At 58.1% G+C, this 13,683-nt stretch carries 13 protein-coding genes; 7 read left to right on the forward strand and 6 right to left on the reverse strand.

All coding sequences use genetic code 11. From position 1 onward, the window contains the following. Positions 1-29 precede the first annotated feature (29 nt). The 6 genes from ureC to VGC62_RS08350 form a co-directional block, all read right to left on the reverse strand. Positions 30-1,742 carry an urease subunit alpha gene (gene ureC, locus VGC62_RS08325; RefSeq protein WP_331186593.1) on the reverse strand — a complete coding sequence of 571 codons (1,713 nt, stop codon included), beginning with the start codon at positions 1,740-1,742 and terminating at the stop codon, positions 30-32. 3 nt (positions 1,743-1,745) lie between these two features. Continuing rightward, the gene (locus tag VGC62_RS08330; RefSeq protein ID WP_331186594.1) at positions 1,746-2,441 is read right to left on the reverse strand and encodes an urease subunit beta; all 696 of its coding nucleotides are present in this window, start codon (positions 2,439-2,441) and stop codon (positions 1,746-1,748) included. A 34-nt stretch (positions 2,442-2,475) separates the two neighbouring features. Next, positions 2,476-3,222, reverse strand: a complete 747-nt coding sequence (locus tag VGC62_RS08335; RefSeq protein WP_331186595.1) for an urease accessory protein UreF — start codon at positions 3,220-3,222, stop codon at positions 2,476-2,478. Further along, positions 3,219-3,659: an urease accessory protein UreE gene (ureE, locus tag VGC62_RS08340; protein ID WP_331186596.1), complete on the reverse strand. Its 441-nt coding sequence runs from the start codon at positions 3,657-3,659 to the stop codon at positions 3,219-3,221. The genes VGC62_RS08335 and ureE overlap by 4 nt, the downstream gene beginning before the upstream one ends. A gap of 262 nt (positions 3,660-3,921) precedes the next feature. Beyond that, the gene (locus VGC62_RS08345; protein WP_331186597.1) at positions 3,922-4,578 is read right to left on the reverse strand and encodes an ANTAR domain-containing response regulator; all 657 of its coding nucleotides are present in this window, start codon (positions 4,576-4,578) and stop codon (positions 3,922-3,924) included. Next, positions 4,575-5,717, reverse strand: a complete 1,143-nt coding sequence (locus tag VGC62_RS08350) for a transporter substrate-binding domain-containing protein (protein WP_331186598.1) — start codon at positions 5,715-5,717, stop codon at positions 4,575-4,577. Before VGC62_RS08350 ends, VGC62_RS08345 begins: the two co-directional genes overlap by 4 nt. A gap of 1,008 nt (positions 5,718-6,725) precedes the next feature. Here VGC62_RS08350 and VGC62_RS08355 point away from each other — a divergent pair. The 7 genes from VGC62_RS08355 to VGC62_RS08385 form a co-directional block, all read left to right on the forward strand. Further along, entirely contained in the window at positions 6,726-8,036 is a 1,311-nt protein-coding gene (locus VGC62_RS08355) for a transporter substrate-binding domain-containing protein (RefSeq protein WP_331186599.1), read from the forward strand. A gap of 62 nt (positions 8,037-8,098) precedes the next feature. Next, positions 8,099-8,980 (forward strand): urea ABC transporter permease subunit UrtB, encoded by an 882-nt coding sequence (urtB, locus tag VGC62_RS08360; protein WP_331186600.1) that lies wholly within the window; start codon positions 8,099-8,101, stop codon positions 8,978-8,980. Positions 8,981-9,031: 51 nt separating this feature from the next. Then, positions 9,032-10,144 carry an urea ABC transporter permease subunit UrtC gene (gene urtC, locus VGC62_RS08365; RefSeq protein ID WP_331186601.1) on the forward strand — a complete coding sequence of 371 codons (1,113 nt, stop codon included), beginning with the start codon at positions 9,032-9,034 and terminating at the stop codon, positions 10,142-10,144. 2 nt (positions 10,145-10,146) lie between these two features. Continuing rightward, on the forward strand, positions 10,147-10,896 hold the full coding sequence (urtD, locus tag VGC62_RS08370; RefSeq protein WP_331186602.1) for an urea ABC transporter ATP-binding protein UrtD: 750 nt from the start codon (positions 10,147-10,149) through the stop codon (positions 10,894-10,896). Continuing rightward, positions 10,896-11,594, forward strand: a complete 699-nt coding sequence (urtE, locus tag VGC62_RS08375; protein WP_414705765.1) for an urea ABC transporter ATP-binding subunit UrtE — start codon at positions 10,896-10,898, stop codon at positions 11,592-11,594. Before urtD ends, urtE begins: the two co-directional genes overlap by 1 nt. Positions 11,595-11,651: 57 nt before the next feature. Continuing rightward, complete coding sequence (locus tag VGC62_RS08380; protein WP_331186603.1) at positions 11,652-12,092, forward strand: hypothetical protein; 441 nt, start codon at positions 11,652-11,654, stop codon at positions 12,090-12,092. Between the two features lie 106 nt (positions 12,093-12,198). After that, a partial coding sequence (locus tag VGC62_RS08385) for a N,N-dimethylformamidase beta subunit family domain-containing protein (RefSeq protein WP_331186604.1) occupies positions 12,199-13,683 on the forward strand: 1,485 nt, incomplete at its 3' end.

Consider the following 13,683-nt stretch of genomic DNA (forward strand, 5'->3'; position numbering starts at 1 on the left):
GATTCCTCGGGCAGAAAGTGGCATGTCATTCAGCGCAACATATAGCGTTGGGCCAGGGGTACTTCGCTGACCGGCTCGCAGGTCAGGCGTTGGCCGTCGGCATACACATCAAAGGTTTGCGGGTCGACGCGGATATCCGGGCAGGCATCGTTGTGCAACATGTCGGACTTGCGCAGGGTGCGCGTGCCGAACGCGGGCAACAGTTGTTTCTTCAAGCCCAGGCGGGTCCCGGTGTCGGCCTCGACGGCCAGGCGATTGACGAAATTGACCGACAACGCTTGCTTGGCGTCGCCGAACGCACCCCATTGGGGACGCATAATCAGTGGCTCACAGGTGTACAGCGACGCCGCCGAGTCGCCCATCACGCCATGCACAATGAAACCGCCCTTGACCACCAGTTCCGGCTTGATACCAAAGAACGCGGGCCGCCATAGCACCAGATCGGCCAGCTTGCCCGGCTCCAGCGAGCCGATGTAGCTGTCGATGCCGAACACCCGCGCGGCGTTGATGGTGTATTTGGCGATGTAGCGCTTGATCCGCTCGTTATCGCCTAGCACGGTGCGTTCCTGGGGCAGGCGACCCCGTTGGTCTTTCATCTTCGAGGCCAGTTGCCAGGTGCGGCAGATCACCTCGTTGATGCGCCCCATGCCCTGGCTGTCGGAGCCCAGAATCGAGATCGCCCCGGTGTCGTGCAGGATGTCTTCGGCGGCGATGGTTTGCGGGCGTACCCGCGACTCAGCGAAGGCGACGTCTTCCGGCACGTTCGGGTTCAGGTGATGGCACACCATGATCATGTCCAGGTGTTCGTCGAAGGTGTTAACCGTGTACGGGTTGGTCGGGTTGGTGGAGGACGGGATGCAATTGGATTTGCCCGCCACGCTGATGATGTCCGGGGCATGGCCGCCGCCAGCGCCTTCGGTGTGATACATGTGGATGGTGCGGTCGCCGATGGCTGCCAGGGTGTCCTCAAGAAAGCCCGATTCGTTCAACGTGTCGGTGTGCAACTGGACCTGGAAATCATATTCGTCGGCCACCTTCAGGCAGGTGTCGATGACCGCTGGCATGGCGCCCCAGTCTTCGTGAATCTTCAGCCCCAGGCAGCCGCCACGCAGTTGGCCGAGCAATGACTCGGGCTTGCTGGAGTTGCCACGGCCAAGGAAGCCGAAGTTGATCGGCCACGCTTCGGCGGCTTGCAGCATCTTGCCGACATTCCATTCGCCGCCGCAGTCGATGCCGACGGTAATCGGCCCCAGCGAACCACCGATCAGGGTGGTCAACCCGGCTGCCAGGGCATGATCGCAGAGTTGTGCCGAGTCGAAATGCACATGCACATCGATGCCGCCTGGGGTAACGATCAGCCCTTCGGCGTCGCGTACCGTGGTGGCAACCCCGCAGATCAATTGCGGGTGTACGCCGTCCATGACCTGCGGATTGCCCGCCTTGCCGATGGCAACGATCTTGCCGTCCTTGATGCCGATGTCACCTTTGACGATGCCGATCACCGGATCGATGATCAGCGCGTTGCAGATCAGCATGTCGAGGGCGCCGTCTTCACTGTCATGTCCAGGCATCAGCCCCATGCCATCGCGCAGGGTCTTGCCGCCGCCGTGCAGGCATTCATCGCCAGGCACCGAGTAATCGAACTCGACTTCGGCCAGCAGCGAGGTATCCCCCAGGCGCACTGCGTCGCCGGTAGTGGGGCCGTACATGGCCGCGTAGTCCTTGCGTGTCATCGTTGCCATGGTTCAGGCCCCCTTGAACTGTTGAGCCCGTGCCCGGCTCAAGGCTTGTGCCTTGCAGGCCGGGTCGTGCAGATTGCCGTTGGTCAAACCGCTGAAACCGTGGATGTCACCGCTGCCGCCGAACATCACTAATTGCACTTCGCGCAGCTCGCCGGGCTCGAACCGCACGGCGGTCCCGGCGGGGATGTCCAGGTGCATGCCGAAGGCCCGCTCCCTAGGGAAATCCAGGGCCTTGTTGACTTCAAAAAAATGATAGTGGCTGCCGATCTGGATGGGCCGGTCGCCGGTGTTGATCGCTTGCAGCGTGGCGCACGGGCGGCCACCGTTGAGCTGAATATCGCTCTGGGGCGTGATGATTTCTCCGGGTGTGGGCATTGCCACCAACGGCAACCTGCCGGGGCGGATCGGCTGGTGGACGGTGACCAGTTTGGTGCCGTCGGGGAACGTGCCTTCCACCTGAAGCATCGGCAACAGCTCGGCAACCCCCGGTAACACGTCATCGGTAGTGAGAATCGTCGAGCCGAAACCGATCAGCTCGGCCACGCTGCGTCCTTCACGGGCACCTTCTAGAATCTCGTCGGCAATCAGCGCCGAGGCTTCTGGAAAATTCAGGCGCAGACCTTTGCTGCGTCGTTTGCGCGACAGCTCGGCGGCGGTGTACAGCGTGAGGCGTTCCAGCTCCGTTGGGGTCAGTAGCATGGCGGGGCTCCTGTGGGTAAAGGTTACGCTCGGATCAATTGGCAAAAAGGCGCAAGGCCTGGGTTTCGTGACGCATCACGGCAATCTCCGCCATGGGCGTAAAGCTGGTGGCGTCGTTGAAATCCGGTGGGTTTTCGGTGAGCAGCTCAAGCAGCAAGGGGTGGATATCGGTGAGCACCCGTTGCGCATCCAGATGGCCGATCAGCCCCAGGCGTAGCGCCGCGCTGACCAGCCCGGTACACAACCCGTACGCGGCTGCCAGATGACAGTGCTCGCACTGCATGCCCAACTGCCGCCAGAGCAAGCCCTGCACCACCGGCAAATGCCCTGATGCCAGGCCCGCGGTGACCTGTTGCAGGTATTGGGTTGCGCCGGGTGTGTCGAGTTGGCTATGCACGCCCAGCAGCGACTGACCGACACGGCTTGAACCCAGGCGTAATTCTTGCGCCAGGGTCAGTGCTTCAATCTGTGCATCCAGCTCAAGCAGGGCTGGCAGATCGTCAGCCCGATGCCAGGCCGCGTGCAGAAATGCCCGGTCGAAACTGGCCCAGCGGTGGCGCAACTGATCCTCGACAAAGGCTCGTACCCTGGCGCTACGATCATGCCGGGCACCGCGCAGGCGACGCCGTGCCGCAGGGTCTTGAGCTGACGTGTCGTGGGTTTCCAGGCGGGCATCGGCCATCAGGGTCTCAAGCCCCCACGACCAGGCCCCGGCGCCACTGGGGAAAAAACTGTCGGCTTGTTGCAGCGCGGATAAGCAACTGCTCAGGCTAAGGGTCATGCGCGGCTCACTCGACCGTCGGCCAACATCGGCGCCAGACGCTCCAGATAATCGGCTTGCGGGCCGTTGAGCGGGATTTGCAGGACGGTGCCGGAAAACCGAACGGCCCAATGCATGTTGCCGGCGAAGTAACCCAACTCCAGCGCTGCTGCCGTGTCACGCGGCTGTAAGTCGAGGTACGTCTGGGCTTGCATCTGGACGACGATGGCGCGCTGATTGTCGAGCATCAGCACCGAGCCATTGCTCAACTGCTGATGGCGCTCCAGGCGGATCGCACAGTCGGTGCCATGGTCGCTGTTCAAGCGCAGGCGATGGCGCTGGATGTCACTGCCCGACAGGCTCAGTGTTTCGACCTGGCCTGCATGACTCAATTCATGCAGTCGGTCTGCCAGCTCAGGATCGCTGGCCTGACCCACAATACGGTCGAGTATCAGCATAAAAGGCTCCGTAAAACGGCTCGGGTCTCGGGGTTTTGGTGCATGTCTGTTCTCCAGAAATAAAAAAGCCCGACCTCCCGTCGAGTAACCGGGGAGTCAGGCTTTTGTGCCGAATCTGGTGGGACTTCGTTGTCCGATCCAGTCATACGCGGGACTTTCCATACTTGCCGAGAGGGGGCGTATGGCAAACATCGAGCGTGGTGTGGGTGTCGCGTTTCGATCAGGTGCGACGGGTCACTCAGGGCAAGGCCCTAATGGCCGTTCAGTCGCTAGGGTTGTCATCCTTGGGGGTGGGCAATTGGTAGAACTCATGGGCACGAACAATGGCCTCGGCGATTTTCTCCAGCGGTTCACGCTTAGCCATCGCTTGTGCGCGCAACGCGTTATAAGCGTCGCGCTCGGAAAGCTGGCGGGTCTCGGTAAGGATGTGGGTGGCTTTTTGCACGATACGGCTGACCATCAGTCGACTTTCCAGGCGTTTGACGTGCTTCTCACGTTCTCGACTGCGCTTGGCCTGATTCAGCGTAAGCACCATTGCGGTCATCACGCCGAACGACTTGATCGGCGCGGGCAACATGGCGCATGCATTGAGGGTCAACAGGGCCTCAACGAGCAGTGGATTTTCAAAACTGATCACCGGCAACACCGGTGGGTTGCCTCGCAACAACCACGGTGCATTGACTGCAAGCGTTTGCGGGGTCACTGCCAAAATCACCAGATCGGCCTCCAGCGGCGGACGTTCCGGTATGGGCCACTGGGTGCGGATCTGACAACCGATGCGTTGCAGTTGAGCGGTAAGATTTTGCCCGTCCTCGTTATCGGGATGGATCACCAACACCATCAGTTCGCGCAGGTCCTTTAATGGCGAAATGTCGGTTCGATCAGCCAATCGTTTCTTTTTGCCTGCACGCATAGTCATGTTTTGCGCCGACTGTGGGCCCAGGCACCTAGCCTGGGCGAGATGAGGTAGGGGTCTGAAGGGATGTTGCCGGGGGTTTCGAAGAGGATGTCGAATTGTCCTTGGGCATTGGCCCGGCCGATTCGGGCATACAGGTGCGCATGGTGATTGCCGCCATCGATGCGGATCGTGCCTTGGGGCGCGGCGTACTCGATCAGTGGAAGTGTGCGTCGGATGTCGTCGACCTCAAGGGATTTGGCCCTGCGCATGGCCATGGCCAACATGTGGACCTGCACATAAGCGGCTTCCCAGCACATGTCGGTGACCTGATCTTCACCGAACATGGCCTTGTACCGGGCGATGGCCTGATGGTTGATCGGGTTATCGACCGACTGGAAGTACGAGGCAGCGGTGATGTGCCCGGCCACTTTTTGCGCACCGATGCTGCGAATTTCCGTTTCACTGGTCGTCAGGCTGGCAATCGGCATTTGCTCAGGGTTAAAACCCATTTCGGCGTATATGTCATAGAGATGACGCAGGCCATCGCCGACCACGGTGCAGAAAATGAACGACGGTCGGTCTTGTTGAATGTGGTCGAACAGTTTTTTGTAATCCTCGCGGGTCGCATCGAGCGGGACATAGTATTCGCCGAGTTTCTCTCCACCTTCTTCATAGATCAAATCACTCATGACCCGATTGGATTCATAAGGGTAGATATAGTCGGTGCCGACCATGATGACGCGTTTACCGTAGTGTTCGAACATGTAGCTTGCCAACGGCACGTTATTAAGATGCGAGGTGGACCCTGTACAGATGACGTTGTCGGAATATTCGAAGCCTTCATAAAACACCGGGTAGAACAGCAGGGCGTTGTAGCGTTCAACCACCGGGATGACCTTTTTGCGCATCCTCGACATATAGCAGCCCAGCAGGAATTTCACGTTACGCTCAACGATCAATGCCTGTGCGTATTGAACATACAGGCTGGTTTTCGATTCGAGGTTGCTGAGCAACAATTTAAAGGGGCGCCCATTGATACCGCCTTCGGCATTAATTTCGGCGATGGCCATTTGAGTGCCGCGACGCATGGATTCTTCGATGTCGGTAATAGGGCCGGACTCGGAAAATAATCCGCCCAGAAGTATGGGTTCGATGGACATTACTCAGCCTTGAGTGGTGAATGACAACCAGCAACTTATCGCGCTGTGGTGTGCGATCACACAGCAAGATGGGTGCCAGAGATGCCGCTGCGACTCATTGAAAGTGGTTGCCCAGGCGCTTCATGGCTGATGCGGCCACGGACCTTGCTGGTGCATGCGGTGCCTGCATTCGCCCGTCTGTAGTGCAGGTGGTTCAGTATTTTTTGCGGTCGGTTAATAGCAAATAATTGAAAATTAAAGAATTTATTGTTGTGGCGTGAATATTGCTGAAATCTCGTATGCACACCCGCGTTCATCCTTACGCCCCGTTTGGCAGGTAAGGAAGCGCCGGTGATCGACTGGGTCGGACAAAGCCGTCTCCCCAGACAAGGCACATAAGCCTGATACCTGCACGCTGAAAGCGTCGCTGGGTGTTGGGCTTTTTTTATGGCTGATACAAAACGGGGCGTGGTCCTGAACTGATGATGGGATTAACGGAGGTCATGCAATGAGAGGGTAATGACGAACCTCATATTAGAGATTTTCAATTCTACTGTTGATAAGTAGAACGTTGTGCTGCGTGTTCAATAATACTTGTCTGTGCCCTTGATAAAGTATGAGTTCGGCTGCCTGTTATTTGGGATGTCGAGCGAAGCTGGGGGAGGGGAGATAATAGGCAATTGAATGTTCGGCCCATCAATGGAACTCCAAATCCAGGAAGGATGAGTGTTGTCTTTAATATAGTTTCTATTTGTTTTACATGCATTGAATCAGTGCATATCCGCTCCACAATGAGGCAATTTATAAAGTTAATTTTTTTAGAGTAACGAAGTGGACTTTTCAAAATTAATCGCCTACATTCGAAATTCTTCTAGGGAAAATAAAATTATTTATAGGAAATTTTTGTTTGGCGCAGAGACTGCAACCGACAGCCTCCAAGTGCCAGATAGAACGGTTTTTCTGGATTGAGAAGTTAACGAAAACCAATAAACGCACCCATAAAAGTCGACGGTAGAAGAGGGGATAGACATGAGCATCACCCGACGTAGGTTTATTCGTAATGCATCGATTTCCATGGCCGCTGCCGCAGCGGCTCCATCGCTGTTGCTACCCACGTCGCGTGACGCCTGGGGGGCTACTTTAAGCAAGGGCAAACCGATCAAGGTCGGCATATTGTTCTCGCTCACGGGTGGGCTTGCCGTACCGGAAGAAGATTCGGCGCTGGTCATGCAATACGCGATTGATGAGATCAACGCGGCAGGCGGGATCAATGGCTCACCCATTGAGCCGGTGATCATCGATGCGAAGTCCGATATGAATGTGTACTCGGAAAAAATGCGTGAGTTGATCCTTCGGCACAAGGTCATCTCGGTGTTCGGCTGCTACACCTCGGCCAGCCGCAAAGCGGTATTGCCGACCGTCATGAGCCAGAACAACCTGCTGTTCTATCCCACCTGCTACGAGGGCGCGGAGTGCTCACAGAATGTGATCTGCACCGGGCCTTTGGCCAACCAGCATTCTCGGGATCTTATCCCGTTCATGGTCAAGAACTTCGGTAAGAAGGTGTTCTTCGTCGGCTCCAATTACGTATGGCCCAAAGAGTCGAACAAGAACGCCAAGTTGTGGCTAGAGCAGGCTGGCGGCGAATTGCTGGGCGAAGAATACATTCCCCTTGGCAGCTCCGAGTTCGGTCCGATCCTGAACAAGATCCGCGCCGCCAAGCCCGACTTCATTTTCTCGACTGTGGTCGGCTCCTCCGATATCGCCTTTCACCGCCAATTCAAACAGGAAGGTTTTAGCGCCGACAAAATGCCGATTGCCTCACTGACCACGGGTGAGATCGAAACCCGCGCCATGGGTAACGAGTTCGGCGCCGGGCATTTTCTGTCGGCTCCTTATTTCCAGGCACTGGACAACCCGACCAACCACCGTTTTGTCGAAGGCTTCCTGGCCAGCAAGTACGGCAAGAACGGCACCACTCACTACAACATGGAGGAAACCTATACCTCTGCCTACGTGTTCAAGGCCGCGCTGGAAAAAGCCATCGCCAGCCATGGCATCGAGGACGTTACGCCACCGATGATCCGTGCCGCTGCCGCCGGGATTCGCCTTGAAGACAGCGTCTCGCCTGAGGGCGCGATCTGGATCGACCAGAACAACTTCAATACCTGGCTGGTTCCCAAGATCGGCCAATGCCAGGCCGATGGCAGCTTCAAGATTGTCAGTCAGGCGCCCAGCCAGGTGGCTCCCGATCCGTTCTCGATCTATCCCGATGCCGGAACCTGTACGGCTGAAGGCCTGAAAGCGGCGAACGGCTCGATACGCAAGAACGTCATCTGATCGGCAGGCAGCCCCGGCTGCCTGCGCAACCCTTCAAGGCTGTTCGTGGCAAGGAAACAATTATGGATTTCTCGTGGGTGACGTTTGCCAACTCATTAGTGTTGGGCTTGAGCATCGGCAGCATTTGGCTGATCGCAGCGCTCGGGCTGACCATCATCTATGGCACGGCGGGTGTGATCAACATGGCCCATGGCGAGCTGATCATGCTCGGCGCTTACAGCGCTTATTGCCTGCAGCATTACCTGGGCGTGCCGTTCCTGATGTGCATCCCGCTGTCGTTTGTGATCGTTGCGCTATTGGGGCTGGTGATCGAGCGCGTCTTGATCCGCTACCTGTATGACCGGCCTCTGGATACCTTGCTGGCGACCTGGGGCGTGTCGCTGGTGTTGATGCAAGGCGTGCGCATGATCTTCGGCAACGACCCCAAGTACATCAACATGCCGGAGTTTCTTTCCAACAACCTGACGCTGGGCGGGGTCAGCCTGTCGGCTTTCCGATTGCTGATTATCGCCATGACGGTTCTGATGGTCGGCGCGTTCTGGTTCCTGTTCTACCGTACGCACTTCGGCATCAAGATCCGCGCGGTAACCCAGAACAAAGAGATGGCGGCCTCGTTCGGTATCAACGCCGAGCGCATCTATATGTACACCTTCGCACTGGGCGCGGGCCTGGCGGGGTTGGCCGGTTCGCTGTTCGCTGCGCTGAGCATCGTCCTGCCGGGCATGGGCACTGGCTACATCGTGCAATCGTTCCTGGTGGTAGTGACAGGCGGTGGCAGCCTTCTGGGCAGCGTCGCCGCCAGTGCGTTGACCGGGGAGATCCAGTCGGTGTTCGCGTTCATCTTCAACGACACCTTCGCGCGCTTTCTGCTGTTCATCCTCATCGTGATCTTCTTGCGTTTTCGGCCTCAGGGGCTGTTCTCGGCGGGAGTGGCCAGGCGATGAAACAAGCCTCGATCCGATCACTTTCAACAGGGCTTCATGGAGACTTCCCGGATGCCGAATAACCTCTATCACGACAAGCGCTGCCAATGGCTCGTGTACGTGGTGTTCTTTGCTGCGATTGCGATGATCCCGGTGTTCATCGACGATGCCTTCTTGCTCAACCAGTTCGCGTTGTATGGCGTATTCGGTTTGCTGGCAGTGTCGATCAGCCTGTGCTGGGGCGCTGGCGGTATCCTCAATCTGGGCCAGGGCCTGATGTTCGGGCTCAGTGCCTATGGCATGGCGATGACCATGCAAATGCAGTCCCAAGACCCGGTTAACAGCCCCATTCCGCCGTTCATGCTCAATAACGGCCTGGATCATCTGCCCTGGTTCTGGAGCCTGTTTGCCAGCACGGGTGGCGGCATCTTTACGGCCTTGGTCGTACCGACGCTGTTTTGCCTGTTGTTCGGTGGACTGATGTTCCAGGCGCGGGTTTCGGGACCGTTTTTCGCGATCATTTCACTGGCCATGCTCAGTGCGGTTGGCACGCTGGTGCTTGATGTCCAGCCCTACACCAACGGCGCCAACGGCATCAGCCCGCCCATGCCGCTGCAAGTATTTGGCGGCACCCTCGATCCTTACTCATCGACCATGTTCTGGCTGGTCTTCATCCTGCTGGCCGGGCTTACGGTCATTGGAAAGCTGCTCACCCAAAGCAAGTTCGGACACGTTGTCCAGGCGTTGAAGAATGACCCTGAGCGGGTGCGTTTCCTCGGCTACAACGTGGCCCTCTACGAAACCCTGATCTACACCATTTCCGGCTTTATCGCCGCGGTGGCCGGCTGCTGCTTCACCTTGATCGTGCAGTACGTGTCGCCTGCGCAATTCGATGTCGCGTTCAGTATCACCATGGTGATATGGGCGGGGATTGGCGGTCGCCTGTCACTGCTGGGCTCGATCATCGGCGCGCTGCTGATCCAGGGTGGCCAGAGTTATCTGGGCGACAGCTTCCTCAATAGCTGGATGTTGATCCTCGGCCTGTTCTTCATCCTCGTGGTGCGTTTCCTGCCCAGCGGTCTGGCCGGGCTGCTGGAAAGTGGGCTGGGTCGGCTGGGCTCACGTCCGGCACCGGTCGAGGTCGAGCAGGACGACGCTGTAATGACTACCAAGAGCGGGAGCTGAACATGGCTGGCGTGTTGGAAATTCGTGATCTACACAAGCGCTTCGATACTCATCATGTGATCAAGGGCTTCACCCTCGATGTTGCCGAGCAGACGCTGTCTTGTCTGGTCGGCCCCAACGGCGCTGGCAAGACCACGCTGATGGACCTGATCAGTGGGCGCTTGAAACCGAGCGAGGGCAGCGTGCGTTTTTACGGCGATGAAATGACCGGGCTCAGCGAAAACGAAATCGCACGACGCGGTATCGGACGCAAGTTTCAGGTCCCGGCCGTGTTCAGGAACCTCACCGTGCGCGACAACCTGCAAGTGGCCTACAGCCGTCAGGTCAATCCGTTCATCAACATGTTCACCTTCGCGGACCCCGGCATGCAGCGGCGTCTGGACGAGGTGTGCAATCAGGTGGGCTTGCAGGATCGCCTACAAATCGAAGCCGGTCTGCTTTCCCACGGGGAAACCCAGTGGCTGGAGATCGGCATGGTGCTGATGCAAGAGCCGCGTCTGCTGCTGCTCGATGAGCCGATTGCCGGGATGACAGAGGTGGAAATCGAGAAAACCGCGCGTCTGCTCAAGGGCATTCGCCGCAGCGCCACCTTGATCGTCGTCGAGCACGACATGGGCTTTGTTCGAGAGATCGCCGATGTGGTGACCGTGATGCACATGGGAACGCTGTTGGCCCAAGGGCGGATTGATGAAATCGAGGCGGATAAACGAGTCCGTGATGTTTATCTGGGTACTGAAGAAGAGATCGTCTGATGCTGATGAATGTCGAGAAGCTGTCTTCCTGGTACGGCAAGACGCAGATTCTGCGGGACATATCCTTTGAGTTGAAACAGGGCCAATGCGTGTGCGTGCTGGGCCGTAACGGGGTGGGCAAGACCACCTTGATGCGCAGCCTGATGGGCCTTTGCGACCGCACCACCGGCAGCATTCGCATGCTCGGCGATGAGGTGGTGGACGTGCCTACCTATGAGCGTTGCAAGCATGGCATCGGCTACATCCCCCAGGGGCGGCAGATTTTCGGCAAGTTCACGGTCCGGGAAAACATTCTGCTGGGATCGTTCGCCAGGGCTGACGGCAAGACCGAAGTACCTGAGCTGTGCCTGTCGCTGTTTCCTTACCTGGCCGAGAACCTTGATCGTCGCGCTGGCCTGCTTTCCGGGGGGCAGCAACAACAGTTGGCGATTGCCAGGGCCCTGGCGGTAAACCCCAGGATGCTGCTGCTCGATGAGCCCACCGAAGGCATTCAGCCCAACATCGTGGCCGAGATCGGCCACAAGCTGAAAATGCTCAACAAGGAAATGGGCATCACCCTGATCCTCACCGAGCAACACATCAAGGTGGCGCGCGCCTTGAGTGATGCGTTTCTGATGATGGACAACGGGCGCATCGTCGCCCACGGCAGCATTGATGAATTGACTGATGAGATGGTCGAGAAACACATGACCGTGTAACCGCCATGACCTGAAAGGCCAGGCAACCACTGGCCCAACTGAAGAGAGGAGTGATCGATGATATCCATACCTGCAAAAGGAACCCCCGAGCGCGACGCCCTGATTGCCGAGCATCGTCGTTGCGTCGATTCGATGAAAGGGGTGGCCGGATTTTCGGTGCTCTATTGTGCGACGCCCGGCGATATCACGGATGTCAGTGGCGGTGTCAATGCGTACCCGGACTTGCGCCGTATCCTGTTGCGCATGCGTGGTGAAAGCCCTGCGGGCAAGTTGGTGGTGGTCTGTACCCAGATAGAAAAGGAATGGCGGATTGCCCGGTTGTCCGGAATCCGTGGGGTGCCTCCGACCTTCGTCAATGACGTGGTGTACGACGATGAGCAGGAGATCCAGCACGATATTTTCCTGATGCGCCTGGATGAACTGCCCGCCGACGCCGGTATGCCCGAGCACTACCACGATGGCTGGAAACGCAAGGACGACAACTGGCCGGTGACCTGATGGCCTGATGCACCGTTTGCGTTAACCCCCTTATTTCCCCTGTCCTGACAGTGGCGTGAATACGCCGCACGGGCAGACTCGCGCCAAAATTCTGGAGATATGCAAGATGTCCACTATGAAACTGGCCGGATACGCCGACAAATTCAGCGTGCATCCTGGCGACACCATCAAGTTCTACGTCAACTGTGACGGGCCGGCGCAATTCGACGCCGACATCGTGCAAATGATCCACGGCGACACCAACCCCCGTGGGCCTGGCTTCATCGAAAAACAGGTGCCTGGTGCATTCAAGGCCACCCTGGAAGGCCGCAAGCAGATCATCCACGGTGGCTCTTATGGCTTTGTCGCCGACGCACCACCCTTGCATGTCGAAAGTTTTACCTTGCAGTGCTGGGTCTGGCCTACGGCGCCCAAGACTCACCCGCGCTACTGGAAGCATGGCCCGCAAGGGCTGCTCACCAAATGGTCGGGCGAGCAGGGCTATGGCCTGTTCATCAATGAAAACGGCTGTGCGGAACTGCGCATCAACGGGGAAAAACTCACCACCGAGCTGCCGTTACGTGACCATGCCTGGCATTTCCTGGCAGCCACCTTTGATGCCGCCACCGGCGAGGCGATTCTGTATCACGAGCCGCAGGTCATGTACGCGCTGGACCCAGTGATCGCGCCAGTCACCCGCACCTTGTCCACCACGTTGATCAATCCACCGGTGCCGTTGGCCATCGCGGCGTATGTCGAGGCGCTGGACGAAGGGCCTTTGGCGCGTTCCTCGTTACCTGCCGGTGTGGTGTTCGCCGGCAAATACAACGGCAAGATCGACTCCCCACGCGTGTGCAGCCGGGCCTTGTCGCGGTTTGAGATCGAAACCATGAAACAGGGCGCGCAGCCCGGCCTCAGCGAGCGCCGCAATACCGGGCCGACCGGCGAGTTGGCCAAGTGCCTGGTTGCCGCCTGGGATTTCGGGATTGGCATCGATACCCTGACCATCAAGGACTGCGGCCCTTATCGCCTGGACGGCCGATTGGTGAACTGCCCGACGCGGGCCCTGACCGGTTACAACTGGTCAGGCACGGTTTTCGATTGGACCAAGGCACCGGCTCAGTACGGCGCCATCCACTTTCACGATGACGACGTGGATGATGCGCGCTGGGAGGTCAGTTTCGAGTGGCAGGTGCCGGTCGATGCCAAGAGCCGTTTCTATGCGGCCAAGCTCACCACCCGCGATAACGACGAAGACTACATTCCATTCTGGGTGGTCCCGGAAATAGGCAAGCAACAATCGAAGATCGCGGTCATGGTGCCGACCATCAGCTACATGGCGTATGCCAACGAGCATGTGGCCTGCAACGCCGGTGGTGCCGAACTGTTCGTCTATCGTGTTCCGATCATGCAGCACCAGAACATGTTTCTGGCCGAGCATCGCGAGTACGGCGGATCTATCTACGATACGCACACCGACGGATCGGGCATCTGCCTATCGTCGCGTCTGCGTCCCATCCTATCGATCCGGCCGAAGTACGACCACTTCCTCGCCCAGGCGCCGTGGCAGTATCCCGCCGATCTCCACCTGATCTATTGGCTGGAGACCATG

Origin of the sequence: Pseudomonas sp. (genome assembly GCF_036404235.1) — a bacterium.
Classification (GTDB): domain Bacteria; phylum Pseudomonadota; class Gammaproteobacteria; order Pseudomonadales; family Pseudomonadaceae; genus Aquipseudomonas.

What these genes read in the sequence shown, in the direction of transcription:
- ureE (WP_331186596.1), bottom strand. Translation starts at nt 3,659, where the DNA reads ATGCTGATACTCGACCGTATTGTGGGTCAGGCCAGCGATCCTGAGCTG.
- VGC62_RS08380 (WP_331186603.1), top strand. Translation starts at nt 11,652, where the DNA reads ATGATATCCATACCTGCAAAAGGAACCCCCGAGCGCGACGCCCTGATT.
- VGC62_RS08345 (WP_331186597.1), bottom strand. Translation starts at nt 4,578, where the DNA reads ATGACTATGCGTGCAGGCAAAAAGAAACGATTGGCTGATCGAACCGAC.
- VGC62_RS08350 (WP_331186598.1), bottom strand. Translation starts at nt 5,717, where the DNA reads ATGTCCATCGAACCCATACTTCTGGGCGGATTATTTTCCGAGTCCGGC.
- urtC (WP_331186601.1), top strand. Translation starts at nt 9,032, where the DNA reads ATGCCGAATAACCTCTATCACGACAAGCGCTGCCAATGGCTCGTGTAC.
- ureC (WP_331186593.1), bottom strand. Translation starts at nt 1,742, where the DNA reads ATGGCAACGATGACACGCAAGGACTACGCGGCCATGTACGGCCCCACT.
- VGC62_RS08330 (WP_331186594.1), bottom strand. Translation starts at nt 2,441, where the DNA reads ATGCTACTGACCCCAACGGAGCTGGAACGCCTCACGCTGTACACCGCC.
- VGC62_RS08335 (WP_331186595.1), bottom strand. Translation starts at nt 3,222, where the DNA reads ATGACCCTTAGCCTGAGCAGTTGCTTATCCGCGCTGCAACAAGCCGAC.
- VGC62_RS08355 (WP_331186599.1), top strand. Translation starts at nt 6,726, where the DNA reads ATGAGCATCACCCGACGTAGGTTTATTCGTAATGCATCGATTTCCATG.
- urtD (WP_331186602.1), top strand. Translation starts at nt 10,147, where the DNA reads ATGGCTGGCGTGTTGGAAATTCGTGATCTACACAAGCGCTTCGATACT.
- urtE (WP_414705765.1), top strand. Translation starts at nt 10,896, where the DNA reads ATGCTGATGAATGTCGAGAAGCTGTCTTCCTGGTACGGCAAGACGCAG.
- urtB (WP_331186600.1), top strand. Translation starts at nt 8,099, where the DNA reads ATGGATTTCTCGTGGGTGACGTTTGCCAACTCATTAGTGTTGGGCTTG.